The organism is Shewanella sp. MSW (assembly GCF_007636515.1).
GTDB classification, from domain to species: domain Bacteria; phylum Pseudomonadota; class Gammaproteobacteria; order Enterobacterales; family Shewanellaceae; genus Shewanella; species Shewanella indica.
The window spans coordinates 122414-147896 of the sequence record NZ_LVDR01000006.1; the positions used below are offsets into that span (position 1 = coordinate 122414).

Annotated in this window: 24 protein-coding genes; 15 read left to right on the top strand and 9 right to left on the bottom strand. The window is 51.0% G+C overall.

The window, feature by feature from the left end; translation table 11 throughout:
• Nucleotides 1-33 precede the first annotated feature (33 nt).
• From AYI96_RS08430 to AYI96_RS08445, 4 genes are all read left to right on the top strand, one after another.
• Nucleotides 34-855 carry a transcriptional regulator gene (locus AYI96_RS08430; RefSeq protein ID WP_144361415.1) on the top strand — a complete coding sequence of 274 codons (822 nt, stop codon included), beginning with the start codon at nt 34-36 and terminating at the stop codon, nt 853-855.
• Nucleotides 843-1343, top strand: coding sequence for a hypothetical protein (locus AYI96_RS08435; protein WP_039035767.1), 501 nt, complete (start codon nt 843-845; stop codon nt 1341-1343). Before AYI96_RS08430 ends, AYI96_RS08435 begins: the two co-directional genes overlap by 13 nt.
• A gap of 146 nt (nt 1344-1489) precedes the next feature.
• Nucleotides 1490-3010: a YifB family Mg chelatase-like AAA ATPase gene (locus AYI96_RS08440; RefSeq protein ID WP_144361416.1), complete on the top strand. Its 1521-nt coding sequence runs from the start codon at nt 1490-1492 to the stop codon at nt 3008-3010.
• Nucleotides 3011-3178: 168 nt separating this feature from the next.
• Entirely contained in the window at nt 3179-3547 is a 369-nt protein-coding gene (locus AYI96_RS08445; protein ID WP_083399806.1) for a hypothetical protein, read from the top strand.
• 4 nt (nt 3548-3551) lie between these two features.
• Here the strand turns inward: AYI96_RS08445 and AYI96_RS20470 are convergent, their stop codons facing one another.
• The 3 genes from AYI96_RS20470 to AYI96_RS08455 are packed head-to-tail and all read right to left on the bottom strand — an operon-like array spanning nt 3552 to nt 5878.
• On the bottom strand, nt 3552-3719 hold the full coding sequence (locus tag AYI96_RS20470; RefSeq protein WP_260852971.1) for a LuxR C-terminal-related transcriptional regulator: 168 nt from the start codon (nt 3717-3719) through the stop codon (nt 3552-3554).
• A 55-nt stretch (nt 3720-3774) separates the two neighbouring features.
• The gene (locus tag AYI96_RS20475; RefSeq protein WP_260852972.1) at nt 3775-4149 is read right to left on the bottom strand and encodes a response regulator transcription factor; all 375 of its coding nucleotides are present in this window, start codon (nt 4147-4149) and stop codon (nt 3775-3777) included.
• The gene (locus AYI96_RS08455; RefSeq protein ID WP_144361417.1) at nt 4124-5878 is read right to left on the bottom strand and encodes a PhnD/SsuA/transferrin family substrate-binding protein; all 1755 of its coding nucleotides are present in this window, start codon (nt 5876-5878) and stop codon (nt 4124-4126) included. The genes AYI96_RS20475 and AYI96_RS08455 overlap by 26 nt, the downstream gene beginning before the upstream one ends.
• Before the next feature lie 179 nt (nt 5879-6057).
• On the opposite strand from AYI96_RS08455, the gene AYI96_RS08460 reads away from it, so the two are divergent.
• Genes AYI96_RS08460 through AYI96_RS08470 form a run of 3 tightly spaced genes read left to right on the top strand, consistent with a single transcriptional unit; the run spans nt 6058 to nt 9006 of the window.
• On the top strand, nt 6058-7578 hold the full coding sequence (locus AYI96_RS08460) for a flavocytochrome c (protein WP_186300042.1): 1521 nt from the start codon (nt 6058-6060) through the stop codon (nt 7576-7578).
• Nucleotides 7579-7588: 10 nt separating this feature from the next.
• The gene (locus AYI96_RS08465; RefSeq protein WP_044735378.1) at nt 7589-7960 is read left to right on the top strand and encodes a cytochrome c3 family protein; all 372 of its coding nucleotides are present in this window, start codon (nt 7589-7591) and stop codon (nt 7958-7960) included.
• Nucleotides 7961-7974: 14 nt separating this feature from the next.
• Nucleotides 7975-9006 carry a porin gene (locus AYI96_RS08470; RefSeq protein WP_144361419.1) on the top strand — a complete coding sequence of 344 codons (1032 nt, stop codon included), beginning with the start codon at nt 7975-7977 and terminating at the stop codon, nt 9004-9006.
• A gap of 68 nt (nt 9007-9074) precedes the next feature.
• Here AYI96_RS08470 and caiA (AYI96_RS08475) read toward each other — a convergent pair whose 3' ends face one another.
• Complete coding sequence (gene caiA / locus AYI96_RS08475) at nt 9075-10211, bottom strand: crotonobetainyl-CoA dehydrogenase (protein WP_039035762.1); 1137 nt, start codon at nt 10209-10211, stop codon at nt 9075-9077.
• Between the two features lie 348 nt (nt 10212-10559).
• Here caiA (AYI96_RS08475) and AYI96_RS08480 point away from each other — a divergent pair, with 348 nt between their 5' ends.
• A complete protein-coding gene (locus AYI96_RS08480; RefSeq protein WP_071476399.1) occupies nt 10560-11207 on the top strand; it encodes an MBL fold metallo-hydrolase in 648 nt (215 codons plus the stop codon).
• A 77-nt stretch (nt 11208-11284) separates the two neighbouring features.
• On the opposite strand, the gene AYI96_RS08485 is transcribed toward AYI96_RS08480, so the two are convergent.
• From AYI96_RS08485 to fixA, 5 genes are all read right to left on the bottom strand, one after another.
• Nucleotides 11285-12604 (bottom strand): MFS transporter, encoded by a 1320-nt coding sequence (locus tag AYI96_RS08485; protein WP_039035760.1) that lies wholly within the window; start codon nt 12602-12604, stop codon nt 11285-11287.
• A gap of 352 nt (nt 12605-12956) precedes the next feature.
• The gene (locus AYI96_RS08490) at nt 12957-13244 is read right to left on the bottom strand and encodes a 4Fe-4S dicluster domain-containing protein (protein ID WP_025010089.1); all 288 of its coding nucleotides are present in this window, start codon (nt 13242-13244) and stop codon (nt 12957-12959) included.
• Nucleotides 13241-14533: an FAD-dependent oxidoreductase gene (locus tag AYI96_RS08495; protein WP_039035759.1), complete on the bottom strand. Its 1293-nt coding sequence runs from the start codon at nt 14531-14533 to the stop codon at nt 13241-13243. The genes AYI96_RS08490 and AYI96_RS08495 overlap by 4 nt, the downstream gene beginning before the upstream one ends.
• A 60-nt stretch (nt 14534-14593) precedes the next feature.
• Nucleotides 14594-15544, bottom strand: a complete 951-nt coding sequence (locus AYI96_RS08500; protein WP_039035758.1) for an FAD-binding protein — start codon at nt 15542-15544, stop codon at nt 14594-14596.
• Between the two features lie 10 nt (nt 15545-15554).
• Nucleotides 15555-16328 (bottom strand): putative electron transfer flavoprotein FixA, encoded by a 774-nt coding sequence (fixA, locus tag AYI96_RS08505; RefSeq protein ID WP_039035757.1) that lies wholly within the window; start codon nt 16326-16328, stop codon nt 15555-15557.
• Nucleotides 16329-16861: 533 nt separating this feature from the next.
• On the opposite strand from fixA, the gene AYI96_RS08510 reads away from it, so the two are divergent.
• From AYI96_RS08510 to caiE, 7 genes are all read left to right on the top strand, one after another.
• A complete protein-coding gene (locus AYI96_RS08510) occupies nt 16862-17968 on the top strand; it encodes a hypothetical protein (RefSeq protein WP_143078393.1) in 1107 nt (368 codons plus the stop codon).
• A 128-nt stretch (nt 17969-18096) separates the two neighbouring features.
• The gene (caiT, locus tag AYI96_RS08515; RefSeq protein WP_039035755.1) at nt 18097-19617 is read left to right on the top strand and encodes an L-carnitine/gamma-butyrobetaine antiporter; all 1521 of its coding nucleotides are present in this window, start codon (nt 18097-18099) and stop codon (nt 19615-19617) included.
• A gap of 62 nt (nt 19618-19679) precedes the next feature.
• On the top strand, nt 19680-20822 hold the full coding sequence (caiA, locus tag AYI96_RS08520) for a crotonobetainyl-CoA dehydrogenase (RefSeq protein WP_039035754.1): 1143 nt from the start codon (nt 19680-19682) through the stop codon (nt 20820-20822).
• A 116-nt stretch (nt 20823-20938) separates the two neighbouring features.
• The gene (gene caiB / locus AYI96_RS08525) at nt 20939-22165 is read left to right on the top strand and encodes an L-carnitine CoA-transferase (protein WP_071476398.1); all 1227 of its coding nucleotides are present in this window, start codon (nt 20939-20941) and stop codon (nt 22163-22165) included.
• Nucleotides 22166-22245: 80 nt separating this feature from the next.
• Nucleotides 22246-23802 (top strand): crotonobetaine/carnitine-CoA ligase, encoded by a 1557-nt coding sequence (gene caiC, locus AYI96_RS08530; protein WP_144361420.1) that lies wholly within the window; start codon nt 22246-22248, stop codon nt 23800-23802.
• 232 nt (nt 23803-24034) lie between these two features.
• Nucleotides 24035-24820 (top strand): crotonobetainyl-CoA hydratase, encoded by a 786-nt coding sequence (gene caiD / locus AYI96_RS08535; protein ID WP_025010097.1) that lies wholly within the window; start codon nt 24035-24037, stop codon nt 24818-24820.
• Between the two features lie 65 nt (nt 24821-24885).
• The gene (gene caiE, locus AYI96_RS08540; RefSeq protein WP_028780092.1) at nt 24886-25476 is read left to right on the top strand and encodes a carnitine operon protein CaiE; all 591 of its coding nucleotides are present in this window, start codon (nt 24886-24888) and stop codon (nt 25474-25476) included.
• Nucleotides 25477-25483: the final 7 nt, after the last annotated feature.

Below are 25483 nucleotides of genomic sequence, written 5' to 3' on the forward strand. Positions count from 1 at the left end.
CTAGGTTGAAGCCAAAAATCAGTAGGATCCAAGATGGACACCACCAAAGGAAGGGAACACATCACTGTTCGCCAAAACAACGGCAATCCAACCATAAGCACAAACACCAGAAGATATAAGTGTTCGACTCCGGAGTTTTATATATTAAAAGAAATGTATAACAACAAAGGGCAAGCTGTAAGCAGAGATAAATTATTATCAGTGGGCTGGTATGGTAGAGTCGTATCTCCGAACTCTATTCCAGTGGCCATCGCCAATCTAAGGCGTGTATTCAGAGAAATACTAGGCAATGAGTTAATCTTCACAGTCAAAGGGGTTGGATATGGCTTAGACATAATGCAAGTTCATCTAACAATAGACTTCATATTAGACAATCAAGAAAATTCCATCTTTGAGAAAGAACAAAAAGTCAAAAGCAATAAATTGACAACAAACCCAAAAGAAAACCAACCTTCTTCAATCAAGATAATTTCAATAATAACAATATCAATTGCACTATTCCTCCTACCATTCACTATAAAAATATCAGTTACAGAAAACCTCCCTAAAGTAGACATTTACACTGATGGAAAAACAAAAATAATAACCCTAACAGAAATAAAAAACATGGATGATCAAAAAGAAATAAAATCACTCATTCACAAGCTTAATTATAAGTTACTTGGAACTATTGATTTTCACGATCTCAAGTCGGAAATAAACGATGATAAAGATACAATAATTCTCAGTTATGGAACAGGAGTTTTTTCAATTGACTGCATTAACAAGTCAAACAATAAAGTCAGAACTTATGTCAGCCACAAGGAAGCTTCCATATACAATAAAATCAAGGATGGAACAGCATGTCAAAGCTAGAAAGAATGGTGCCATTTATTATTCCACTCGCATTTTTGCTGGCTTCTATCATAGTCAACTTAATTTATGACTATCACGATGTTCAAGATATTGATGGCATGTACCGAGTGATAAAAAATGTTGAAGGGCCTGATAATCAGATAAGGCGCGTTAGCTTTTCCCTTTATATCGACATGGAGTCAGAAAGCTTCTGGGGTTGGTTACAACTTGGTGATAACAAAGATAAATTTGAGGGTAAGATACTCTTTTCCGGCAAAATCTCCAGGCTGGCATTACATGATAATTCTGTGCAAGTCGAACAAGTTAAAGTCTACCCTGTCTCAACCTATTCCCTGGAAGCCTTGTTTGACAATCCCGCGCTGTCACTATTAAAGCTGTTGCTGGCAACTGATTATAAAGTGGTATGGCACTATACCTTGGTCGACAGCGTATTTTGTTTCTCCAACGAAGCAGATGACAGCCTCAGATGTATGCAGAAAGTCATCTAATCTCAAAATTGTTAGTGATGCAGACCATTCCCGCGTACTGGCAACCTCTTTCGATAAGGACAAAACCGCTATTCCCTCAAGCCACTGTAAATCCAGGCAACTGCTACACTCTACAGAATAGGGAAGCGCACAACAAAGGAACTGTTATGCCGATAGCCAGAGTTGCCACCCGAGCCGCCAAAGGTGTGGAGGCGCCTCAGGTACTGGTCGAAGCTCACCTCTCCAACGGCTTGCCGGCCTTCAATCTGGTGGGGTTGCCGGAAGCTTCGGTCAAGGAAGCCAGAGAAAGAGTCCGCAGCGCCATAATCAATGCGGGTTTTGAGTTCCCCATGCGCAGGATAACCATCAATCTGGCACCGGCCGATCTGCCCAAGCAGGGTGGACGTTACGACCTTCCTATTGCCATTGGCATTCTGGCAGCATCCGGACAACTGCCACTGAAATCTCTGGACGAGCATGAATTTGTCGGTGAGCTTGGGCTGTCCGGTGAGGTCAGGCACTGCACTGGGATCCTGCCGGTGATCATCGCCGCCCGTCAAAGAGGCATCAAACTGGTATTGCCACAGGATAACCGCAGTGAAGCGGATTTGGTGGGCTACCGGCAATGTTGCCTGGCCCAGCACCTGCAACATATCGCCGCCTATCTGCACGGGCAGCAAACCCTGCCGGGGATAGTGCCGGGAACCGAATGGCTGGAACAATCCAAGCCGCACTCGAATGACTGCCTGTCGGAAGTCATAGGCCAATATCAAGCCAAACAAGCACTGGAAATCGCTGCCGCCGGCGGGCATAACCTGCTGATGTTGGGGCCACCTGGCACAGGCAAGACCATGCTGGCCAGCCGGATAATCTCACTCCTGCCCCCCATGAGTTATGAAGAGGCGCTGGAAGTGGCTGCGATTCATTCAGTGGCCGGTATGGCCACTGAGCCGGGGGAGTTTTATCGCCGCCCGTTTCGCGCTCCGCACCACACCAGCTCGGCCATCTCTTTGGTGGGTGGCGGTTCAATCCCCAAACCCGGCGAGATTTCACTGGCTCACCTGGGAGTGCTGTTTCTCGATGAAATTGCCGAGTTTCCCCGCAAGGTACTCGACTGCCTGCGTGAACCCATGGAAACCGGCCATGTCATCATCTCCCGCGCCGCAGCCAAACTGCGCTTCGATGCCCGCTTTCAACTCATCGCCGCCATGAACCCCAGCCCTTGTGGTGATGCTGGCCCGGGAAGCCGCGCCAGCCCAGAGCAGATCCGCCGTTACCTGGCCCGGCTGTCAGGCCCTTTCATTGACAGATTCGACCTCACCATTGAGGTGCCCAAACTCCCGCCCGGCGCCTTGACCTCAGAGGCGGCGCAGGGTGAAACCAGTGAGCAGATTGCCGCCAGAGTCGCTGCGGCCAGGGAACTACAACTCAGCCGCGCCGGCGTACTCAATAGTCAGTTGGGCAGTAAGGCATTGAAGCAGGCAGGTTTCAAACCCGGCGATCTGGCGTTTCTCGAACAGAGTGTCAATCAGCTGGGATTATCGGTGCGCAGCTTTCATCGGCTGCAACGAGTGGCGCGCACCATAGCCGATCTGCAGCTCAGTCCCATGGTCGAGCGGCGCCATCTGGCCCAGGCCCTGGGTTATCGGGCGATGGACCGTTTGCTGGCCAGCTTGCAACAGCTTTAATGACCCATGTGGATTGATGCCTGCATGTTAGGCGAGTCAACAAAGGGGCCTATGGCCATAAACCAAGCGTCCAGAAAAAGCAAAACAGCTGAAAGCACCTTGGCTTCAGACTAGGTACAGGCCGCCTTTGTTACAGTAGAACACCATTTCTCTGACAAGGAGCCCAAGATGAAACCCCTGATGCGTTCCCTTTCCATCAGCTCCATGCTGACATTAACCGCCTTACTCTGGGGTTGCAGCGATGTCATCAGCGAACAATACCCCACCGAGGCCGAAGCCCGGGCTGAAGGAGTATTCGAGCGTGGCTGGCTGCCGCCGATATTGCCGCCCTCTGCCACAGAGATAAAGGTCAACAATGATCTGGACAACAACAGCTCCAGCGGCAGTTTCCGCCTGCCCGCGTCGGCGATGAGCGAGTTCACTTCTCAGTTAAAAGCCGAAGAAGGTCTGGCCAACAGCTGGTATTACCGCGAAGGCGACTCCCTGTGGATCTTCCGCCTGACCCAGGACGGAGTTATCCAGTACCAACTACAGTGAGGCTTCAGCTAGGTAACGGTTGCAGCTTGGCCAACAGAAAGGCCAACTCGGCCACATTGTGGACGGCCATCTTCTCCAGTACTTTCTTTCGATGCAGCTCCACCGTTCTCTGGGTGACATAGAGCTCGGCGGCAATCACCTTGTTGAGCTTGCCCGCCAACACTCTTTGCATCACCTCTTGCTCTCGCGGCGTCAAGGTTGCCAGACGGGAGCGGATCTCCGCCTGTTCACTGCCGGCAGCAAAACGCTGCGCCCTTGCTTAACAGTTCAAGCAGCCGATCACCATCGACTGGCTTCTCAAGAAAATCCATCGCCCCTTGCTGCATCGCCTTTACTGCCATGGCGATATTGCCATGACCTGTCAGTATGATGACCGCCAATGGACTGGACGCTTGCAGCAATTGTTGATGTAGGCTGATCCCATCCATGCCGGGCATCTGCACATCGAGTACCAGTACCCCGGGCTGTTGCCAGGCCGCACCATCCAGGAAGCTTGCCGCACAGTCAAAACCAACTGCATCTATGCCTTGGCCCTTGAGCATCCACTGCAGTGATTCAAGCACATCCTGATCATCATCAACCAGATATACAGGGGTCATCATCGATTCTCCTCGGCAGTACCACCACCATGTCCAAGCCGCGCTCGCTGTTGTGGGCACTGATGCTGCCACCATGTTCTTCCACAATACGTTTGCAAATAATCATCCCCAACCCCAGGCCGTTGCTCTTATTGGTTTCAAACGGAAAAAACAGCCGCTCCAGCTGGGGCTCACTCAAGCCTGTGCCCGCATCAGACAAGGTAAATCGACATTGCTTGGCGTTGCACTCAAGGCTGAGTCTTAACCAGGGTTCCTCACTCTGCTCCATGGCATCCAAGGCATTGAGCAACAGATTGACCAACACCTGCTGCAACAAGTTGGCATCCCCATCTATGGTCACGGCTTGCAACTCACACACAGGGACAACCCCCAGACGCTTGAGCTCGGGCGCCGTCAGCGCCAGGGTATCGCGAATGAGCTCGTCCAGACGAAAACAGCGACGCTCACAGGGCTGCTGACAAAACTCCCGTAATCGGCGAATCGTATCCTGGGCCCTGTCCACCTGGCTGATAAGCTTGCCGAGGGCGTCTTTGATCTCCTGCTGCTCGTCTCCCAGACGATACAGACACCCCTGGGCCAGATAGCGGATCCCGGCCAGAGGCTGCTTGAGTTCGTGAGAGATACCTGAGGCCATTTCACCAGTCAGTAGTACCCTCTGCGCCCGATAAAACTGATTCCGCTGCTCAAGCAGAGCCTTTTGGGTTCGGCTGTGCTGCTCCATTTCGCTGCGCAGTGCCCCGGTGCGCTGCACCACCAGACGTTTTATCCGTAAATGATGCAGATACCCCAACAGCAGGCACAACAAGATGGCCCCCACCCAGGGAGCCACACCTGAAACCACCCTGTGCCAGTTGGTTTGAAACGGCCATTGCTGCAAAGTGCGCCGCAGCGCAAATACGCTGCTGTCGTTCACCGGCACAGACCAACCCGCATACCCGCCCGCCTTGGCCGCGGCTGAATCCTCAGTCAGCGCCAGCAGTGCCCTGGCCACTTCGGTTGCCAGGGCGTTATCTGTGTGACCCGGCTTGGACAGGGCGGTATAGGGATATAAACGGCTCGATACCTGGCACTGAAACCCAGGGGGCTTTTCCGCCAGCAACACCTTAAACGCCTCTTTGGGATAACGCCCGGAAGCGATGGCCTGCTCCAGCACACAGGCGGGCAATACCGCCAGATCGGCCTCGCCGCTCAGCAACCTGTCCAATAAAGCGGTCTGCGGAAAGCCGACAAACTGCAACGCCTTGAGCTCGGTGGCAGGGTTGATCTCCCGCAGTGCCAGTTCACCGCTGAAGATCAGAAAACCGCCGAAAGCCTTGGGATCGGTAGAGATGATCCTCAGTTGTGACAACTGCTGCCAACTGGTCAGTTGCACCTCGGGGCGGGCCACCAGCGTCGACCCCATCGCCAGTTCCGGATCCCGGCCATCTCTGGGTATAAGCGTCAGTAACTGGCTGACACCATAGTCTTTCTTATAACCCACAGTGGCGTATTGATTGGCGAGAATAAAATCCAGAGCGCCTTGGCTCACCTGTTGATCCAGCTCAGCCGGAGTCAGAGGCAACAGAGTCACCCTCTGGCCGGTATGCTCGCTTATTGCTGTCGCCGTGTCCTGCCAGGCCAAGAGCGCATCGGTCGGCTCGCCAAAAGTGAGGATACCGATACGGATATCGGCCCAGGCCTGAGGCAGACACAGGCAAAACAGCAACAACACGCTTGGCAAATAACGGCACATGGCAAATTAGTTAAGCATTAAACACCTCGCCATTATGCGTTATTTCATGCCGCGACAAGCGGCTTTAAGCGCGGGAATTGATCGGCTTCACATCTGAGATTCGCTTTCGGAAAACCGCTATATAGCGGCACCGATGATTTTGATTCCATGGTGCCATGCAAACAAAAATAGAGGCTGATATGAACGCTAAAGTGACGCAAAGCCGGCGGGCTTTTCTCAAGGGGGGGCTGGCCGTTTCCGCCCTGGGACTGGCACCTGTGGCTCTGGCTGCCGGCAAGAGCAGCAAACCCCAAGTCCAATGGGATGAAACTTTCGATGTCGTGGTGGTCGGCAGCGGGTTGGCCGGTACCTGCGCCGCCATTCGCGCCAAAGAGCAAGGTGCCGCCAACACCATCATCATCGAGAAAATGCCGGTACTCGGCGGAACATCTGCGATTTCCGGACTCAACTTCTCTGTGGTCAACAGTCATCTGCAACAGCGAGACGGTATCCAGGACTCGGCCGAGCTGTTTGCCGAAGATATCAGTCGCGCCGGTGGTTTCCAGAACCATAGAAATCTCACGCTGACCATGGCCGAAACCACGACCCGGGTGCTGCCTTGGGCAATAGAGCGCGGTTGCCGCTTCCACGACAAGCTCAAGAGCCTGGGTGGCCATTCAGTGCCCAGAACCCTGTATCCGGTCAATGGCGGCGGCAAGGGGATCCTAAGACCACTGCGAGCCTTTTACACCCAGGAGCTGCAGGGTGAGATCCGCCGCCGGGTCAAGTTCGAGCGGCTGATCCAGAACGAAAATGGCGATGTGCTGGGGTTGCAGGTCCGGGAGCAATACCACTTCGATCCCGCCCTGGCCAACGATGATCGCGACAACCGCAGTGGTGTTATCAAGCATTATCGAGTGCGTAAAGGTGTGGTCATGGCCGTGGGAGGCTACAGCCGCGATGTGGAGTTCCGCTCGGCCGAGTTTCCCAATATCCGCGAATACATTCCCACCACCACCCACAGAGGCGCCACGGCCGGTGCACTCAAGGCTCTGGTGGCCGCCGGCGCGCAAACAGTGCACCTGTCGCTGATGCGTTTTGCCTTCGATATTCCCACCGAAGACCTGCAGTGGGGCGCCTTGGTCGACCCGGCCAGCGGCAAACGTTTTATCAGCGAGCGAAATAACCGCCAAGTAGTGGCTGAAGCCATCTGCAACATAATGGATCGCAACAATGGTCGCTTCCCGCTGAACATCTATGACCAGGACGGCATAGACAACTTCCACGACAAGCAGCGCCTGCAGCTGGCATTGGAAGAAGGCATGATGCAGCGCTACGACACGCTCGAAGCCCTGGCCCAGGGCGAAGGCATAGATCTACCAGGCCTGAAGGCGACACTCAAACAGTACAACGCCGATGCCCAAACCGGCACCGACAGCCAGTTCGGTAAAGACTTCAAGGCCCTGAAGCAGGTCAGTGTCAAACGCGCCCCCTTCTATGCCATCAAGGCTCGTCCCAAGTTCAATTACACCCAAGGTGGCGTGCTAATCAATGAACAAGCCCAGGTCATCTCGCTAACCACAGGGCAAGCCATCAAGGGGCTGTATGCCTGCGGCGAAGCCACGGGTGGCTTGTTCGGCCGTATTCGTCTTACCGCCTGTTCCTGCCCGGATGCCTTCGCCTTTGGGGTAATTGCCGGTGAACAAGTTGCCAAAGCTTAAGGAGTCGCCCATGAAAACTTCACTGATCTCAGCCCTGTTGATGGGCACCTTGCTGGCGAGCCAAGCCTGGGCCGGCGAACTGACCAAGATGTCCGGCTCCCGCGAAGGCCGCAGCAACCACGCCTTCATGTATCAAGAAAAGGACTGTAAGACCTGCCACTTGGGTGCCCCCAAAGGTCCTGCAACAGAAACCGCCTGTCTCGAATGCCATGGCGATTACCAGCAAATTGCCGAGCAAACCCGTGACAGTAAGCCCAACCCACACGATGCCCCCCACTGGGGAGCCGATGTGCCCTGCACCGTGTGCCACAGCGAGCATAAGCCGGCAAAGGTGTTATGTAACGACTGCCACCAGTTCACATTCTCCAATTTCAGCCACTGAATTCAGAGGTCAAGATGAAAAAATTACCACTGGCTATCACAGCCCTCGCTGCCTTTTCCGGAGCCGTCAGCGCCGCCCCGACTCTCTATGGCCGCTTGGATTATTCGGTCACCCACTCAGACTCGGGCAGCGCCACCCATAAAGCCAAGTCAGGCACAGTGCTGGAAAACAACTTCACTCGCCTGGGCGTCCGGGGGCAGAACGATCTTGGCAGCGACTGGCAAGTATTCTACCAGATTGAGCTTGGAGTCAACGCCGCTGCACAGGACGCTGGCGATAAACCCGTATCGGCGAGATCGACCTTTCTCGGACTACGGCATCAAGAATGGGGCTCGCTGGCGGCCGGACGCATGGAGCCTGTGTTCAAGATGACCAAAGGCTTTGTCGATGTGTTCGATAACTACAGCATGAAACACGATCGCTTGATGGCCGGGGATAAACGTTGGGGCGACTCACTGGAATATCGCACGCCAAACTGGCGCGGCTGGCAACTGGGGGTCAGCTACCTGCTGGAAGACAACCACTTTGACACGGACGATGCCCGTCGTGACAACGGCAACTTCCAGTTGGCATTGAGCTGGGGTGATAAGCGTCTCAAGCAAGGCGATCTGTATCTGGCCGCCGCCTACTCAGACGGAGTGGAAGATATCAAGGCCTGGCGCCTGGTGGGGCACTGGAAGCTGCAGCAGCTCAAGCTGGGAACCCTGATCCAACACTCGGAATTGGTCAATCCGGCCAAGCCGCAACGGCAGGCGCGGGAGGGCACAGGATTTTTTGTCAGTGCCTCCTATCAACTGGACAAGTTAATGCTCAAGGCCCAGTACGGCCGAGATGATTCGGGAACCGGACTCATAGCCACGCGAATTTACGAAGCCCTGGGACAAGCAGCCCAGACAGTGCCTGAGGTCAGCCAATGGGGCATAGGCGCCGAGTATCAGCTGTCCAAGTCCACCAGAGTCCACACCGAAATCGGCCAGTTCGATGCCAAGGGTTACAGTGACTTTGACGACACTATCACCAGCATAGGTTTAAGATACGACTTCTAAAACCATTGCAGTCAAAGGCCCGCATTCGCGGGCCTTTTCAATGAAATAACGCTACGAAGCAGCGCCTGTTACACATACTCCCTGAGCACTTCCCGGCCCAGCGTCAGCACCTGCATCTCTTCCGAGCCGCCGGAAACTCTGTCGACCCGCAGATCGCGCCAGAAGCGGCTAATGCGATGCTCGCCAGTGATCCCCTGACCGCCAAACACCTGCATGGCATTGTCGACCACATTAAAGGCCGCCTTGGAGCAGTAGAGCTTACACTTGGCGGCATCGCCCGGGGTCATCTGGCCGTTGTCGGCCTTCCAGGCGGTGTGATAAATCATGTTCTTCATGTTGGTGAGCTGCACCGACATATAGGCAAACTTTTCCTGGATCAGCTGCGTCTTGGCGATCGGCAAGTCAAACTGTACCCGCTTGTTGGCGTAACGGGCGGCATCTTCGAAGGCGCAATAGGCACAACCATAGTTACTGCAGGCAATAAGGAAACGCTCCAGATCAAACTCCTTCTTCACCCTGGCAAACCCGTTGCCTTCGGTGCCGAAGAAGTCCTTTTCCTCCAGCTCTACGTTGTCGAACTCCACCACACAGCAACTGTCCATCTTCAGTCCCAACTTGGGCAAGTGACTGACAGAGATCCCCGGTTTACTCATGTCAACAAAAAACTCGGAGAAAATCGGTTCGAAGCTGGCGGAATCTTTGGCCATCACCACCAGATAAGGGGTCTCGGCGGCACTGGTGATATAACATTTGGTGCCATTGAGGTAGACCTTGCCCTTTTTTCGGGTATAAGTGGTCTGCAGGCTGCGCACATCCGAGCCGGCATCCGGTTCGGTGACCGCCGAGTTCCACACCTGTTTGCCGGTACCTATATAGGCCATGATCTTATCGATCTGCTCCTGGGTACCTTCCTGCAAAATAGTAGGGTATCCCGCCATCTGATAAAGCACATAGGTTGGCGCACCGAGGCGACCCAGTTCTTCCCAGATCAAGGCCAATGTCACCAGACCGGCATCGCTGCCGCCGTATTCTTCCGGAAGCAGCAAACTATCCAACCCCAGCTTGGCCAGCTCTCTGACAAAACGCTCAGGATATTCATTGTTGTCGTCGCAGGCGGAGAAATAGCATTCCCAGTCCTCCTGTGACATCAGGTCTCTTACTCCTGCAATAAATGCTTCTTGTTCGTTTGTCAGTCGATAGTTCATCGATACCTCAGCAAGTTTTCATCAGTAAGCAGGATGCCTGCCTAAACTCTGCGACAGGCACCTACGGCAGTATAACTCCAGGCATATTCGAGTCAATCCAGATAGAAATGCTGGAACATGGTCAATACTATAGAAATTAGCCCGCCATCCCTTTGAGCTATTTCACAATAATCCAAGTGAAATAGATTATTGAACAATAGGGTATAAATTTAAATCCTGAAACAATCCATTTAATTAATTAAAAAATAAAATCACAGAAAGTAACTTATGATTTATTGAGCAATATCAACCAATAGAATCCACCCGCCAGTAAAATCAATTTATAATTATATAATCGTGGAGATATAAATGACTAAAAATGTAAACTTCAAAATTATTCCCGTAACTCATTATAAACAAAATACCTGTATTGTTTGGCAAGATGGCTGCAACAAGGCTGCTATAATAGATCCAGGTGGTGAAGTAGAGAAGATAACAAGTTTTATTAAAGACAATGAACTGGAGCTGGATAAGATACTCCTGACCCATGGTCATATAGATCATATCGGCGCAGCCAGATTATTGGCCGAGAGTTCATCGGCCGAAGTACTTGGTCCTCATAAGGACGATACTTTTCTGTTTGATATGTTGCCGGAGGAATGTCGTCTGTATCAATTTCCCCACTGTGATGTTTTTTATCCAGACCGCTTTCTTGAGCAGGATGACACTATTTGGGTCGGCGAGTTACAACTTCAGGTGATTCATTGTCCGGGCCATACACCAGGCCACCTGGTATTCTTTGCCCCTGCACTCAAGTTGGCCTGGGTTGGCGATGTGTTATTCAAACACTCCATAGGCCGCTGCGATTTCCCCGGCGGTAATCATGCGGCGCTGCTGGATTCCATCAAGCACAAACTCTGGCCGTTGGGTGAAGATGTGAGTTTTATTCCCGGCCATGGCCCCATGTCAACTTTTGCTGAAGAGCGGCACCACAATCCTTATGTCGCCGTCCGTTGAAGCCGTTGCCGCCTCCTTGGAGGCGGCGATTTTCGATATTTTTGATAAGCAGCGTTTGTATAGTTAGTATCTGATAATCAGTGTTTTACAAATCCAGCGACACTGGTATCCGCCAAGGTCATACCACGGGTTTCCGGTGCCAGCAAAATGGAGACCACCAGGCCCAGCAGTGAAATACCGGCGCCGGCCATCATGGTCCAGGAAACCCCATAAGCGTTCATAAATACAGGCAAGGCATAGGTCGAGAGTATGGTGCCTATGCGACTGAAAGACATCACGGCCCCCACGGCCGAAGCCCGGATATCGGTAGGGAACAACTCATTGGGATAGAGCCACTGCAAGATCCCCGGACCACCTGAGCAGAAGGCGTACATACCAAAGGCCGCAATCACCACCCAGATACCGGGCGAGGACACCAGCCCCAGCATCGCCAGTGACAAGGTCATCATGGCAAAGCTGATGATAAGCAGTGGCCGGCGGCCCATGGAATCCAGCCAATACATGGCCGGGATACAGCCTATGATAAAGAAGGCGCTAATGATGATGTTACCAAGTGCCGAGTCTTTGCCATCGTAGAAGCCCAAAGCCCCGACTATCTGCGGCCCAAAGGTGTAGATGGCAAACATGGGGATAATTTGGCAGGTCCAGATAGTGCCGATAAAGATGATCATGGTGAAGTTGCGTTTTTCGAACAGCTTACAATACTGGGTATCGATCTTCTCTTCCGCTTCAATATGAATATTGCCGCCAAAATACTGTTGCATAACTTGTTTGTACTCGGCGATACGGCCCTTGCGCAGCAGCCAACGTGGCGACTCGGGTAGATGGAAACGCCCAAACAGGATTACCAGACAAGGGATCAGGCCGCTGCCAAGCATCCAACGCCAGCCACCCTCGAGATCATAAAGCAGGTAACCGACCGCATTGGCCGCAGTAGCACCCACATACCACATCAAGGCAATGAAGCCCATGGTAAAGGCCCGCTTCTTGGTTGGGGAAAACTCGGCCACCATGGAGGTGGCTATGGGGTAATCGGCGCCGATCACCACCCCGATAAGGAAGCGCATCACCACTAATTCTATTGGGGAGGAGACAAACATAGTGGCGACAGAAAGCACGGCTATCGCTATGATATCTATTAGAAACATTAACTTACGACCGAACAGGTCGGCGATGTAACCAAAGAGTGCAGTACCGACAAACAGGCCAACCAGGGTAGACGCCCCAACCAAACCAATCCAGTTGGCATCCAACTGCATTTCAGGGATCAGCTGCTCAAGCGCCAGGCCAATAATGACCAGAATATAACCGTCGAGGAAGGGACCACCACTGCCCCAAAACATGATTTTCTTATGTAATGGCGTAAACTCCATTTCATCGAACTTTTTAGCTTTCATATGCTAATCTCTTATTTTAAACCAATAAATTCATTTGATTTATTCGTTCACAAAAATGTGCCATTAATCTTCAGTCTGATTTCTCAACCGAGAAATACTGAATAAAAAATGGAATTAAAACAAATCTGAAGCTCAAAAGTGAGAAAACGGTTACAATTAGCAAACTACATAAATAGCATGTAAAACTTAAATAGGCTGAATAATGGATAAGAGCATAGCGCTTAAAACAAATAGTTATTTCACCCTGTTGACTAAAAAGAGTGGACAACCTTGAAAGTGTATGCTCTCACTTTGCACAATCGAGCTCGTTAGAAAACTAACTTAAATTCAGATTTAAGGTTTTCGAGCGGCACTAACCATAACGATATTCAATACCGAATGTACCTCTGGGGTATTCCCACTTCTTGATAATGGTCTCGCCGCAAAGCATTTTACAAGTGCCACATTCCAAGCAACCGGCAGAGTCAAATTTTAAGCTGCCGTCGTCCTGAATTTTATAAAGTCCTGCAGGGCAAGCATTGACCAATTTACGAAATTCATTAATATCCGGGTTTTCAACAAGCTCAATATGTGGATGCCCTTCATCAACATAGAACTTATTCACCCCCAATTTCACATCAACATTAACTGGCTCGCTCATATCGCTGTCATCCCCTTAATACCATCTTTGATCAGATTCATATAACCCACTTCTTTGGCATGCTTCATCAGGGTCTTGCGCAGAGGCTGCGAGGCGCTGCCATCTATGGTGAACATCTCCTGCATGAGATCGGCGACCAGCTTGGGATACTGATTGAAGATCCTTGGGTTCTCCATAAAGGCGGGTAATTTCTGGTACAGCTTGAGATCTTTCATGATAAAGCTGTTGTCCAACAGTGTTTGATAGGCACTGAGTCCAGCGGCACTGAAATCATTCTTGGCCTTGGCTGCGAGCACGGCTCTGGCTGCAGCCTCACCAGATGCGATAGCCAAGTCCATTCCGCGGACCGTATAGCCCACGTTGATACAGAAACCTGCGGCATCACCGGCAATCAAGACACCATCATCCACCAGCTTGGGCACCATGTTCAGTCCGGCTTCGGGAACCACGTGGCCTGAGTACTCGAGTAGCTTGCCGCCTTCAATCAAAGGCTTGATCGCCGGATGATTCTTGAAGTCTTCCAGCATCTGCGGCACTGTCTTGGTGGAGGTTTCGATATGGTGCAAACCACACACTACGCCCAGAGAGACTGTGTCTTTATTGGTGTAGAGGAAGCCCCCACCCAAGAGACCATTGGAAGGTGAACCGGCAAACAACCAGGCAACCCCTTCGTCACCACTGACATTAAAACGATCCTTAATCTGCTGCTCGGACAGGGCAATCAGCTCCTTGGCACCGACCGCCATGGCACTGGCTTGCACCTTGGGCTTCACCATGCCGATCTGCTCACCCAGAAGTGGATTGACTCCTTCAGCCAGAATCACTGTCTTGGCCAGCAGTGAATCGCCATCGGCTTCTACACCAACAACCTTACCGTCTTCCTTGAGAATTTTTTCGACCCGAATACCGGTAATAAACTGAGCCCCGGCTTCCTCGGCTTGCTCGGCCAACCACTGGTCGAAAGTGCCCCTGAGCAGAGTATAAGATTCCTCTACCGGCTCCTGACCACGGCCGTTGTGATAGTCCAGAGTTACTGCCGTATCATCAGTGAGAAACGATACTTTTTCTTTGGTGACCTTACGCTCCAGCGGTGCCCGCTTGGCAAAGTCAGGCATGATCTTTTCCAGGCTGTGAGCATAGAGTCTACCGCCAGTCATATTCTTGGCCCCGGCATAGTTGCCGCGTTCAATCACCAGAACATCGGCGCCCTGACTGGCCAGGACATAGGCAGCAACGCAGCCGGCGAGTCCGCCTCCCACTATGATTGCGTCAAATGCATCTTCTGACATGCTGATCCTCTCTTGAATTCGAGACTACCGGCCCCTTGAGCCGGTAGTCGGGCCAGACAGTTAACCTTTGAAACTGTTCAGTAAGGCTGGAACTATCTTGTTGATATCACCGACAATGCCGTAGTCCGCATACTGGAAAATGGGGGCATTCTTATCTTTGTTGACGGCGATAATGGTTTGGGAATCATTAACACCGACCATGTGCTGGATCTGACCTGAAATACCGACAGCCACATAGACATCTGGCTTGATCATCACACCTGAAACCCCAATGTAGCGCTCACGCTCCATCCATTTTTCGGTTTCGGCGATCGGGCGACTACAACCCAGTTCGGCTCCCACATTGTCGGCCAGCTGTTCAAGCAACTTCAGGTTGTCGAGAGAACCGATACCGTTACCTACACCGATAACGCGCTTAGCCTTACCCAAATCCACATTGGACTTTTCTTTTGGCCGACGAGCCAGGCAACGAATCCCATTGGCGGGGGCAACAAATTCCAGAGCGATAGTTTCGGCGCTGCGACCCGCTTCTTCGGCAGGCAATTCCTTGAAGGCACCGGCAGCCAGAGTCACTACGGCAATTTGAGAGCTGATCTTCTCTTCACCTATGGCCAGGCCACCGTAGACCAGGTGCTTGGCACCCACATGGCCTTCACCATCGACTGTGAGTTCGGCGGCATCATTGAAAACCCCGGCACTCAGGCGCACACCCAGCTTGGCAGCCAACGCCTTGCCACGACGGCTGGCAGGCAGCAAGACCAAAGATTGCTGCGCTTGGGCTTCAATCGCCTTGGCCATGGTCAGAGCATAATCTTCAACTATGCGGCTAGAATCCTTCTCACCCAGGTGATACACCTTGTTTGCGCCCAGTGCCGCAGCCCTGGCGACTTCATCGGCACCCCCCAAGACAAATACAGAAACACTGTTACCCAGTTGCAGACCGGCGGCCATTACTTCGGGCAGACGAGCGGCCTCACTGCTGAAAACCCAAACATTTGCTAGCTTGCTCATTTCATCCCCCTCAATTCAATACGTTGCCAATATGACCGACAAACTCGGCAACCTGGCCATCGTCATCACCCTCGATGATGATCTGTTTGCGAGCCTTCTGCTCAGGCGCAGTAATAGACACCAGCTCAACCAGTTGTGGGATCTCTTCCAGCGCCAGATCGGCATAAGCCAACTTGTTGACCGGCTTTTTACCTGCGGCCAGAATGGCTTTCATTGAAGGGATTTGAGGTTCGTTGATATCGGCAGAAACCGCCAACACGGCAGGAAGCGACAACTCCAGTTCTTCAACTTCATCGTCCAGCTCGCGCTCGACCCGGACCACACCATTGGCGACTTCCAAAATCTTGCTGACACCATTGATGCAAGGTACTTGCAGCAATTCACCAAGCAGCAAACCTACCTGCTGGGCGTAGATGTCACCCGAACCGTCACCGCAGAGGATCAGCTCAAACCCTTCCTGCTTGGCAGCAGCAGCCAAGACTCGGGCAGTTTGATGGGGCAGCGCCTGCTCCAGCTTGGGATCGCAAACCAGGGTCAGCGCGTCCGGGCCTCTTGAGAGGATATCTTTGCAGGCTTTGGGGGCGGCCAGTGCATCTGCGCCTATACTCAACGCCGTAATGCTGCAATCGCTCTGGGTTGCCTTGATTTGTACCGCAGCTTCAACGGCACACAGATCGAATTGGCCTATCTTTTTGTTTACATTACTTGTATCTACAGGAAGGTTGGGAATGACTTTGATATCCTGCTCTTCCGGGACAAGCTTATAACATGCAATGATCTTCATCTTATCTCCAGTCTAAGTATCACTATAAACATTCGTCTCTACTGGTTTACATTCCTCAACATTGGTGATCGGAAACCCATAATCAATAAAATTTCAGGCTTGCATCACACAAAGTCGCACCCTCCTGGGTAACGAAAGGGAATAAAAGTCCACACCCATTTAGATATCAATATGGATAATAGATTAGTTCACCTTAACCAAATTTAGAGTTGCTTAATTGATTATCAGATTAATTAAATAAACCTCTCACAATCCATCAGCGTCATTTTATTAATACAAGCTATTTTCAATTAAGACCAAACAAATTCGTTTGTTGAGCCACTTTTTGTGAGCAATATCCAACTTTTCAACCAAATTAAACAAAACCTGATTACATAACGACCTTCAATGGTTCATTTTCACCGTTTTTATTGATTTACATCACACATTTTCGAGCAAGATAACAATCCATTGACCAAAAGTGTGATGCGGGAATGTTTTTTTATTTATTACCGAAACCATAATCGGTTCAAATTAAAAAAGGAGAGTGATGAATGAATAAGTTTAAGCTAAAAAACATAAGCTTAATGTTATTAGGACTAACGCTTAGCATGCCAAGTTTGGCAGTAGACATCAGTGGTTCAATAAGAGCTAACTACAGTATTAAAGATTTTAGTGATGCTTCAAAAGCTACGGGTGGCGACTTTGATTTCAACACCTTGGGAATAAAACTCTCCCAGGATTTTGAAGACTATGGATTTGTCGCTGAATACCGCTTTGCCGATGGCTATGACTACCTGAAAAATGGTTATGCCTATTGGAATGCCAATGAAGATTTAACTCTACAGCTAGGGGTGGTCAACAAGGCATTTGGTAATAAGAACTTTGCTTCCCACAACTGGTGGTATAGCCTCAACTACTACCTTGGTTTCGAAGATGATTATGGTGTTGGATTCAATATCAACCACAAATTCAATAACTTAGAAACAGACTTCTCTTTCATCCAGAGTTCTCTTTATAAGGGCAGCGACTATCGTAATTTCGCCGGTACTATAGGTTCAGGCACAGTCAATGGCACTACCTACAATAACAAGGAATACAATACCGCCAGTCTGCGCGAGACCTACAGATGGGAAAACGATAACTGGCAAGTGCTCTTGGGAGCCTCTGTTGAATACGGCCAACTTTATAATCCGGTTGCCGATGAATCAGGAGATAACCTGAACTATGCCGTACACCTGGATGCAAAATATCGTGGCTGGGGTGTACAGCTCCAGTATTTGAAATATGACTTTGATCAATATGATGATGGTCAAATAGATACTTCAAAAATTGGTGTTGGTGCAGTAAATGGTTTCTATGAAGTAGCCGCCAAAGGCGACATCATGACCTTCAACCTGTCAAAAGTTTTTGATACCCAATGGGGTGGTCAATTCACCTTCTATAACGACTTCAGTATTTTAACCCCTGACGAATCACACTTTGATGACTCTGTACTTAACAGTACTGGGGTATCTCTTTCATACAAACAATTCTTTGTATATGTCGACTATTATCATGCCAAAAATGTTCTCTGGCTAGGTGACAATAGTCTGGGTCTAGAGGACAGCGATAAGGAGTGGAATGGTCGATTCAACATTCACCTGCAATATTGGTTTTAATAACTGAGCTATTTAACCAGTAGCTCAAACCCAAATCATTTTATATTAATCTGAGGTTTTTTATTAAACCTTACGGGCTCACCTTTCCTGAAAATCAGTTAAAGACTTTTTGGGCATGGAGAATTTTGATGAGTGAAAATAAAAAGATCAAAAAGGCCGGTATTGAAGCGAAAATATTTTTCCCTTCATTATTGGTGGTGATCCTTCTCTCCTACTTTACCGTGAGAGACCTTGATGCAGCCAATGAAGTTATCAGTGCAGTCTTCCATTACTTAACCCATAGCTGGGGCTGGGCATTTGAATGGTACATGATAGTCATGCTGGCCGGCTGGCTCTGGTTACTATTCGGTCCTTATGCCAATAACCGTCTCGGTAATGAAGAACCTGAATTCAGTACCGGAAGCTGGATCTTCCTGATGTTTGCCTCCTGTACCTCAGCCGCCGTGCTGTTCTGGGGTTCATTGGAGATCTACTACTATGTCAGTTATCCCCCATTTGAAATGGAACCTCTGACAGTCCAAGCCAAAGAATTTGGTCTGGCCTATAGTTTGTTCCACTGGGGACCACTGCCATGGGCCGGTTATGCCTTCTTCTCTGTCGCTCTGGGTTACTTCCTGTTCGTAAAGAAAATGGACGTGGTACGCCCCAGCGGTACGCTTTATCCCATCATGGGCAAGAAGTGTGAAGGCATCATAGGCACCATCATAGATAACATCTATGTCGTAGCGCTAATCCTGGCCATGGGTACCAGCCTGGGTCTGGCAACGCCTCTGGTTACCGAGTGTATTCAATATCTGTTCGGTATTCCGCGCACCATTGAAGTGGATGCCACCATCATCTCAGCCTGGATCATCTTCAATGCTATTTGTGTGGCCTTTGGTCTACAAAAAGGGATCAAGATTGCCAGTGACCTGCGCAGCTACCTGAGCATCATCATCCTCGCCTGGGTACTCATCATTGGCGCCACCACCTTCACAGTAAACTACTTTACCGATTCCATCGGGGTATTGCTGATGAACATGGGCCGCATGCTGTTCTACACAGCTTCCGTCAGCGACAGCAGCTTCCCTCAAGACTGGACAGTGTTCTACTGGGCCTGGTGGGTAGTTTACGGCATCCAGATGTGTATCTTCCTGGCCAAGATCTCCCGCGGCAGAACCGTGCGTCAGCTGTGTCTGGCGATGGTGGGCGGCCTGACAGCTTCTACCTGGTTGCTGTGGACCATTCTAGGCAGTAATACACTTAATCTGATGAATGAAAATATCGTCAATATGCCTGCCTTGATTGAACAATATGGTGCCGCCAGGGCCATTATTGAAACCTGGGCCGCTTTGCCAATGAGCACCATCACCATGTGGATGTTCTTTATTCTGTGTTTCTTGGCAACAGTGACATTAATTAACGCCTGTTCTTACACCTTGGCCATGTCAACCTGTAAAGGCGTCGATGCGGATAATGAACCACCGGTTTGGGTTCGTGTAGGTTGGTCTGTATTGGTCGGTGTTATCGGTATTGTTTTGTTGGCACTTGGTGGATTAAAACCATTGCAAACAGCGATTATTGCCGGCGGTGCGCCTCTCATTTTCGTGAACATAATGATCATTATCTCATTCTTGAAAGATTCACGAAAAAATAATTGGAAGAGTTAATCTAATTATAGATTCACCTCACACCTTAACTTGATTAAATATATTTATATAGGGGAGTTTTCATGGATTATCGTTTAACAGATGAGCAGGAACTATTCGTTAAAGGTGTTCGTGACTTAATGGAAAGAGAAAATTGGGAACAATATTTCTCTGAGTGCGATGAAAATAGTCAATATCCAGAAAGATTTGTAAAAGAACTGGCTGATATGGGCATAGATAGCCTGTTACTGCCGGAAGATTTCGGCGGCATGGAAGCCGGACTGATGACCTTGGCGGTTATCTGGGAAGAGTTGGGCCGCCTCGGTGCCCCCACCTATGTCCTGTTCCAGTTGGCCGGCTTTACCACGGTACTGAAACACGGCACCCAAGAACAGATCGACAAGATCATGGCCTTCCTGGGTACAGGTAAACAGATGTGGAACTCCGCCATCACCGAGCCGTCTGCCGGTTCCGATGTTGGTAGTCTGCTGACTACTTATACTCGCCGCGATGGCAAGATTTACCTCAATGGCACCAAGTGCTTTATCACCAGTGCCGCCGGTTGCCCATTCCTGGTTGTGATGGCCAAAGACTCAGCCTCTGAGAAACCTGTGTTCTCCGAGTTCTTCGTCGACATGACCAAGCCAGGTATCAAAGTCAGCAAGCTCCCCAAACTCGGTCTGAAGATGGACAGCTGCTGTGAAGTGCAGTTCATCGATGTTGAGCTGGAAGAGAAAGACTTCTTCGGCACTGAAGGTAACGGCTTTCTGCGGGTAAAAGAAGAGTTCGATGACGAACGCTTCCTGGTGGCCTGCACCAACTATGGTACGGCTTACTGCGCCTTCGAAGACGCCGCCAAGTATGCCAACCAAAGGGTACAGTTCGGTGAAACCATTGGCCGCACTCAGCTGATCCAGGAGAAGTTTGCCCATATGGCCATCGAGCTGAACAACATGCGCAACATGATCTATCACACTGCCTGGAAAGCCGACAACGGCATGATGACCTCTGGTGACGCGGCCATGTGTAAGTACTACTGCGCCAACGCCGCCTTCCGGGTAGTCGACCATGCCATGCAGGTCTTCGGTGGCTACGCCATCGCCGGTGAACACCGCATCAGCCGCTTCTGGCGCGATCTGCGGGTAGACAGAGTCTCTGGTGGTTCAGACGAAATGCAGATCCTGACACTGGGTCGCGCAGTGCTGAAAGAGTACCGCAACAAATAGTTGCCCTTGAGTACCGGCCGGGCTTGCCAATCTCCCTGCTCCCGGTGAAACCGGCTGGTCGATATGACGCTGCACACAGCGCCATCTATGCCAAGAATTGCTAGAAGGAACAGATCATGTCACAACACTTATCTATGCCTACATTCGGTCCGCTCTCCGGTCTCAGAGTGGTGTTTTCCGGTATCGAGATTGCCGGCCCATTTGCCGGGCAACTGTTTGCGGAATGGGGTGCCGAGGTCATCTGGATTGAAAACGTGGCTTACACAGACACTATCCGAGTACAACCCAACTATCCAGAACTGTCTCGCCGCAACCTGCACGCCTTGTCGCTGAATATCTTCAAGGATGAAGGACGCGAAGCCTTCCTCAAGCTGATGGAAACCACAGACATCTTTATCGAAGCCAGTAAGGGCCCGGCCTTTGCCCGTCGCGGTATCACTGATGAAGTCTTATGGGAACGCAACAAAAAGTTAGTTATCGCTCACTTATCTGGGTTTGGTCAATACGGCACCGAGGAATACACTCACCTGGCCGCGTATAACACCATTGCCCAGGCCTTCAGCGGCTATCTGATGCAAAACGGCGATGTCGACCAACCCATGGCATCCTTCCCTTATACAGCTGATTATTTTTCAGGTATGACAGTAACCACATCTGCACTGGCAGCCCTGTATAAGGCGCAGCAAACAGGTGTTGGCGAAAGCATCGATGTGGCCATGTATGAAGTTATGTTACGCATGGGCCAATATTTCATGATGGACTACTTCAACGGCGGCAAGATGGCACCACGCCAGTACAAAGGCCGTGACCCTTACTATGCCGGTTGTGGCCTGTACAAGTGTGAAGACGGCTACATAGTGATGGAAATGGTCGGCGTCACCCAGATTGAAGAGCTGTTCAAAGACATAGGTCTTGGCCACCTGCTGCACACAGAAGCCATACCGGAAGGCACTCAGCTTATCCACCGTATCGAATGCCCACATGGACAGGAAATTGAAGATGCGCTGGAACGTTACATAGGCCAACGCACCATTGAACAGGTGCGCGAACGCTTCGCTGAACTGAAAATTGCCTGTGCCAAGGTACTCAGCGCCGAAGACCTGGAGTCCAACCCTCAGTACATTGCGCGTGAGTCGATCACCGAGTGGCAAACTATGGACGGCCGCACCTGCAAGGGCCCCAATGTGATGCCCAAATTCAAGAACAACCCAGGCCAGATCTGGCGCGGCATGCCAAGCCACGGCATGGATACCGATGCCATTCTCAAAGATATCGGCTACGACGAAGCCGCTATCCAGGAGTTGGTGAATAAAGGGCTGGCCAAAATCAAGGGAGACAAATAACTCCTGAAGTCGCGCGAAGGCTTGTGTTCAAGCCTTCGCAGTATACCCCGCTGAAAACGTTTTATTGAGCAAGGTGTCAAATGGATATAATAGCTGGACAAGATTTACGTCAAACTTGGGATGATCTGGCCCTCAACTATGGAGAGAAAACGGCGCTTATCGTCGAAAACCTTCAAGGGCTGGCCCAGGAATACAGTTATGCCGGGCTCAATAAAGAGATCAACCGCACCTCTAACCTGTTTCATTCGCTGGGCGTCACCAAGGGCGACAAGGTGGCACTGCATATCAACAACTGTGCCGAGTTCATCTTCTGTTGGTTCGGTCTGGCCAAGATAGGCGCCATCATGGTGCCGATAAATACTCATCTGCTGCTGGAAGAAACCGCCTACATTCTGGACAAGTGTGCTATCTCGCTGGTGGTTACCAGCAGCGATTTTCAATCACTCTATAGCTGTTTGCAGCAAGATCCCGGCTCTCCACTACAGCAGATACTGCTGATTGCCGATGAACCTGCCACCGCGCCGGCCAATATGCTCAATTTTCACCGCCTAAGGCTGGCACAACCCGACGAGCTGCAACACAGAGTGCCATTGAGCAGCAGCGATGTTGCCGAAATCCTGTTTACCTCGGGTACCACTTCCCGCCCCAAGGGGGTGGTAATTACCCACTACAACCTCAGATTCGCCGGTTACTACACCGCCTGGCAATGTGCCCTCAGAGACGATGATATCTACCTGACCCCCATGCCCGCCTATCATATCGACTGCCAGTGCACCGCAGCCATGGCGGCCTTTTCGGCGGGAGCCACCTTTGTGATGCTGGAAAAATTCAGCGCCCGCGCCTTCTGGGGGCAAATCTGTAAGTATCGTGCCACGGTCACAGAATGTATCCCGCTGATGATCCGCACCCTGATGATGCAGCCGCAAATGCCCTGGGAGAAACAGCATTGCCTGCGTGAAGTATTGTTCTACCTCAACCTGTCGGATCAAGAAAAAGACGACTTTGTCGAACGCTTTAACGTGCGCCTGTTTACCTCATACGGCATGACAGAAACCATAGTCGGCGTCATAGGCGACCGCCCAGGTGACAAGCGGCGCTGGCCCTCTATCGGCCGGGTCGGCATGGGCTATCAGGTAGAGATCCGCGATCAACAAGGGCGCCCACTACCTCCCGGCGAGACCGGGGAGATCTGCATCAAGGGCGAACCGGGTAAGACACTGTTTCGTGAATACTACAAATTGCCGGAAGAGACCGCCAAGACACTCTCGGCCGACGGTTGGCTGCACACAGGCGACTCAGGCTACGTCGATGAGGAAGGTTTTTTCTATTTTATCGATCGCAGCTGCAACATGATCAAACGCTGCGGCGAAAATATCTCCTGTGTCGAACTGGAAAACATTATTTCCGAGCACCCCAAAATTGCCGATGTCGCCATTATTGGGGTGAAAGACTCAATTCGAGATCAAGCCATCAAGGCTTTTATTGTCTTGCATGAAAACCAAACAATTACCGAAGAGGAGTTCTTCGAATACTGTGAAGAACATATGGCTAAATTTAAAGTTCCTTCTTTCCTTGAAATCAGAAAGAGTCTACCGAGAACTTGTTCGGGGAAAATAAAAAAGAAGAGTCTTTGCTAACAATCAGCCAAACAAATAAACCGAATTAAAATTTTAAGCCTTCAATATATCGAAGGCTTAAAAGCAAACCGTAAAAACCAAAAAGTATTTGGTAAGTTGCTTATTACCAATAAATGTAATAGCTGGGTAATATCTGCTTAAGCCATAGATGATTGTGGCCTTAGGCTGGCGATAAGCGTTAACTGTATTTCGCACATACTCAGTGATATTTTAATCCAGATGGAGTATTAGCATGAACGAATCGTTACACATACGCCGCAATGGCCATATTCTGGAAATCACCCTGGATCGCCCCAAGGCCAATGCCATAGATGCCAAGACCAGTTTTGCCATGGGTGAAGCCTTTATCGCTTTCCGTGATGATCCGGAACTGCGGGTGGCAATTATCACCGGGGCCGGTGAGCGCTTCTTCTCTGCCGGCTGGGATCTGAAAGCCGCCGCCGAGGGCGAAGCCCCGGATGCCGACTTTGGTCCTGGTGGTTTTGCCGGTCTGACTGAGCTGTTCGATCTGGACAAGCCTGTTATCGCCGCCGTCAACGGTTATGCCTTCGGTGGTGGTTTCGAACTGGCCCTGGCCGCCGACATGATAGTCTGCAGCGACAACGCCAGCTTCGCCCTGCCTGAAGCCAAACTGGGCATAGTACCGGATAGCGGCGGCATGCTGCGTCTACCTAAGCTGATCCCACCTGCGATTGTCAATGAAATGATGATGACCGGCCGCCGCATGGATGCCCAGGAAGCGTTGCGCTGGGGCATAGTCAACCGGGTAGTGGACAACAGCCAACTGATGGAAACCGCCCGAGAGTTGGCGCAGGAGATCACCCAGAGTGCTCCTCTGGCCATCGCCGCTCTGAAAGAAGTTTATCGCACCACCAGCGAAATGCCGGTGGAAGAAGCCTATCGCTTTATCCGCAGCGGTCAGCTGAAACACTATCCTTCCGTATTGCATTCAGAAGACGCGCTGGAAGGGCCACAGGCCTTTGCCGAAAAACGCGATCCTGTCTGGAAAGGCAAATAATTTAAGGAAAGCACGCCAACCGGGACAAGGATGTCCCACCCCTGCAACCCACCAGGATAAATACCATGACCTGTTATGCATTTGAAGGTCTGATCCCTGTTGTCGACCCCAGCGCCTTTGTTCACCCCAGTGCCGTACTGATAGGCGATGTAATAGTCGGCGCCAATGTCTACATCGGCCCTCACGCTTCCCTTCGCGGTGATTATGGTCGGCTGATCCTCAAGGCCGGCAGCAACCTGCAGGATGGCTGCATCATGCACGGCTATTGCGATCAAGACACCATAGTCGCCGAAGATGGTCACATCGGCCATGGCGCCGTGCTGCACGGCTGCATCATAGGTCGCAATGCCCTGATAGGCATGAACAGCGTGATCATGGATGGCGCCGAGATAGGGCCAGACAGCATAGTCGGCGCCATGAGCTTTATCAAAGCCGGCTTTCAGGGCCAACCGCGGCAGTTACTGGCAGGCTCTCCCGCCCGATATATCCGCGATGTCACAGAGCAGGATCTACACTGGAAACGCCTCAATACCCGGGAATATCAGGCACTGGTGCCGCGCTGCCACAACTCCCTTCGGGAAGTGAGGCCGCTGACACAAGCCGAAGCCAACCGTCCCAGGCTCAAAGGGGTCACAGAGGTGACCTACAAGGCCTGATCCCCTT

Bases quoted from the DNA above. Each gene is read 5' to 3' on its own strand.
- AYI96_RS08430 (WP_144361415.1), top strand. From the start codon at position 34: ATGGACACCACCAAAGGAAGGGAACACATCACTGTTCGCCAAAACAAC.
- AYI96_RS08435 (WP_039035767.1), top strand. From the start codon at position 843: ATGTCAAAGCTAGAAAGAATGGTGCCATTTATTATTCCACTCGCATTT.
- AYI96_RS08440 (WP_144361416.1), top strand. From the start codon at position 1,490: ATGCCGATAGCCAGAGTTGCCACCCGAGCCGCCAAAGGTGTGGAGGCG.
- AYI96_RS08445 (WP_083399806.1), top strand. From the start codon at position 3,179: ATGAAACCCCTGATGCGTTCCCTTTCCATCAGCTCCATGCTGACATTA.
- AYI96_RS20470 (WP_260852971.1), bottom strand. From the start codon at position 3,719: ATGCAAAGAGTGTTGGCGGGCAAGCTCAACAAGGTGATTGCCGCCGAG.
- AYI96_RS20475 (WP_260852972.1), bottom strand. From the start codon at position 4,149: ATGATGACCCCTGTATATCTGGTTGATGATGATCAGGATGTGCTTGAA.
- AYI96_RS08455 (WP_144361417.1), bottom strand. From the start codon at position 5,878: ATGTGCCGTTATTTGCCAAGCGTGTTGTTGCTGTTTTGCCTGTGTCTG.
- AYI96_RS08460 (WP_186300042.1), top strand. From the start codon at position 6,058: ATGAACGCTAAAGTGACGCAAAGCCGGCGGGCTTTTCTCAAGGGGGGG.
- AYI96_RS08465 (WP_044735378.1), top strand. From the start codon at position 7,589: ATGAAAACTTCACTGATCTCAGCCCTGTTGATGGGCACCTTGCTGGCG.
- AYI96_RS08470 (WP_144361419.1), top strand. From the start codon at position 7,975: ATGAAAAAATTACCACTGGCTATCACAGCCCTCGCTGCCTTTTCCGGA.
- caiA (WP_039035762.1), bottom strand. From the start codon at position 10,211: ATGAACTATCGACTGACAAACGAACAAGAAGCATTTATTGCAGGAGTA.
- AYI96_RS08480 (WP_071476399.1), top strand. From the start codon at position 10,560: ATGACTAAAAATGTAAACTTCAAAATTATTCCCGTAACTCATTATAAA.
- AYI96_RS08485 (WP_039035760.1), bottom strand. From the start codon at position 12,604: ATGAAAGCTAAAAAGTTCGATGAAATGGAGTTTACGCCATTACATAAG.
- AYI96_RS08490 (WP_025010089.1), bottom strand. From the start codon at position 13,244: ATGAGCGAGCCAGTTAATGTTGATGTGAAATTGGGGGTGAATAAGTTC.
- AYI96_RS08495 (WP_039035759.1), bottom strand. From the start codon at position 14,533: ATGTCAGAAGATGCATTTGACGCAATCATAGTGGGAGGCGGACTCGCC.
- AYI96_RS08500 (WP_039035758.1), bottom strand. From the start codon at position 15,544: ATGAGCAAGCTAGCAAATGTTTGGGTTTTCAGCAGTGAGGCCGCTCGT.
- fixA (WP_039035757.1), bottom strand. From the start codon at position 16,328: ATGAAGATCATTGCATGTTATAAGCTTGTCCCGGAAGAGCAGGATATC.
- AYI96_RS08510 (WP_143078393.1), top strand. From the start codon at position 16,862: ATGAATAAGTTTAAGCTAAAAAACATAAGCTTAATGTTATTAGGACTA.
- caiT (WP_039035755.1), top strand. From the start codon at position 18,097: ATGAGTGAAAATAAAAAGATCAAAAAGGCCGGTATTGAAGCGAAAATA.
- caiA (WP_039035754.1), top strand. From the start codon at position 19,680: ATGGATTATCGTTTAACAGATGAGCAGGAACTATTCGTTAAAGGTGTT.
- caiB (WP_071476398.1), top strand. From the start codon at position 20,939: ATGTCACAACACTTATCTATGCCTACATTCGGTCCGCTCTCCGGTCTC.
- caiC (WP_144361420.1), top strand. From the start codon at position 22,246: ATGGATATAATAGCTGGACAAGATTTACGTCAAACTTGGGATGATCTG.
- caiD (WP_025010097.1), top strand. From the start codon at position 24,035: ATGAACGAATCGTTACACATACGCCGCAATGGCCATATTCTGGAAATC.
- caiE (WP_028780092.1), top strand. From the start codon at position 24,886: ATGACCTGTTATGCATTTGAAGGTCTGATCCCTGTTGTCGACCCCAGC.